This window comes from Streptomyces mesophilus (assembly GCF_011044995.1).
Lineage (GTDB): Bacteria > Actinomycetota > Actinomycetes > Streptomycetales > Streptomycetaceae > Streptomyces > Streptomyces mesophilus.
This window is the reverse complement of record NZ_JAAKZW010000444.1, coordinates 1-1,837: the sequence shown is the minus strand read 5'-3', so window position 1 is coordinate 1,837 and position 1,837 is coordinate 1. Positions and strand designations below refer to the sequence as shown.

General features: G+C 73.9%; 2 protein-coding genes. Both read right to left on the bottom strand.

The annotated features are described in order from the left end of the window. Window positions 1-55: 55 nt before the first annotated feature. Entirely contained in the window at window positions 56-1,066 is a 1,011-nt protein-coding gene (locus G6045_RS40440; RefSeq protein WP_165337238.1) for an endonuclease/exonuclease/phosphatase family protein, read from the bottom strand. 91 nt (window positions 1,067-1,157) lie between these two features. Continuing rightward, a complete protein-coding gene (locus G6045_RS40435) occupies window positions 1,158-1,694 on the bottom strand; it encodes a DUF7144 family membrane protein (protein ID WP_328708099.1) in 537 nt (178 codons plus the stop codon). Between the last annotated feature and the right edge of the window lie 143 nt (window positions 1,695-1,837).

Sequence of the window (1,837 nt, the reverse complement as noted above, 5' to 3'; positions counted from 1 at the left end):
CCCGCAGCCACACGCGCACCCGCACCCGCACCCACAGCCACAGCCACAGCCACCCTCACCCCACAACCAACGAAAGCTCCACCACCAGCGCCCGATGATCCGTCCCCGAAAGCTCCAGGAACCGCGCCGAGCGCGGGACGAAGGCGGGCGACGCCAGGACGTGGTCGATCTGGGTGCCGAGGGGCGCCGACACCGACGTCGGCCAGGACGGCGTACGCGCCCGCCCCGTGACCGCCGCCGCATCCCGCAGCCCCGCGTCCAGGAGCGCACGGAACGCGGCGTGGTCCTGGGACGCGTTGAAGTCCCCGGCCACCACGAGCGGCGCCGACGAACGGTGCCGCACGACAAAGTCCCGCATCGCCCCCAGCTCCCGCCGCCACACCCCCACACCGCCCGGCACGGGCGGCACCGGATGCGCGAGCTGCAACCGCACCTTGCGCCCGGCGATCGTCGCCAGCGCCCCCGGCATCTCCAGACGCGAGGAGATCCCCGCCTCACGCACCAGCGGATGCCGGCTGAGAATCGCCGACCCGTGCGAGCCAGGCGAGGGCACGGCGGACTCGTACGGATAGGCGAGCCCCGCCCGCAGCGCCCCCAGGCAGCCCGCATCGCATTCCTGCACGAAGACGAGATCCGGCCGCTCCCGCCGTACCGCCTCGATCAGTTCCGAAGTCGCCTTGCCGAACAGCACGTTGGAGGTGAGCACGGTGATCCGCGCCGCCTCACGGCCCCCGCCCGCACGCGCCGAAGGCGCCGACGAACCGGCCGGATCGTACGGCTGCAGGAACCAGGCCGTGACCACGAGCACTGCCGCCGCCCACACCGCCCCGCCCCGCCAGCGCGCCAGCGCCGCGGCGCCGAGGGCCAGCGCGCCGGGCACGAGGAGCCACGGCAGGAAGGCGAGCAGCTGCGGTACGGGAGTCGTCGCGTCGACGTCGAGCGCACGGCAGCCGACGATCACCGTCAGGCCGGCCAGGACGAGCCCCGCACCCCAGGCCGCGACCAGCCGCCGAAGGGGCGGCCGGTCGGGCAGTGGCTCGGCGCGTGGCACCGCTTCCGCGTCCAACTCCCGCCCCTTTCGGCCGCGTTGTCCTCTTCAGTATGAGGACGCGAGCGACCCGGGGACCGTTGCGGACCCTCCGCTCACCAACCCGCCTTCACGCGGACGAGGACGAATCCGTGGCCAGCGCCCAGATCACGAACACACCCATCGCGATGGCGATCACGGACCAGACGGGCGCGTACGGCAGGAAGAGGAAGTACTCGACGATGTACAGCGCCGCGAGGCCGATGCCCGCACCGCGCGCCCAGTCCTGCCCCTTGATGATGCCGAACCCGGCGACCGCGATGACGATGCCGAGCAGCAGGTGGATCCAGCCCCACGTGGTGAGGTCGAAGGAGAAGACGTAGTCGCCGATCCGGGTGTAGACGTCGTCATCGGCGATGGCCGCGATGCCCTGGAGCGCGCCGACGATGCCGGCGACACCCATCAGGACCCCGGCGAACATCGTGCCGCCCGCGGCCCAGGCGGCCCCGGTACCGGAGCCCTTGCCGCCGACGGGCGCGCCGGACGGCCCGGCGGACGGCCCGGCGGAGGCGGAGGCCCACCCCGGGTGGGTGTCGGCGGGGCCGGGTCCGGCGGGACCGGGGCCGGGTCCCGTGGGACCGCCCTGGGGTTCGGTGGGCTGGGTCATGGCTCTCTCCTTGCGCCGCACGCCACGCGCACCGCCCACGCCTCTCGCGAACAGTGCATTTCGGGCACCTCTCCCGCCAGCATCACCCCGGATCCCCCGGCCCGCACCCGTACCCGCACCATGCGCCCACCCGCACCCGCACC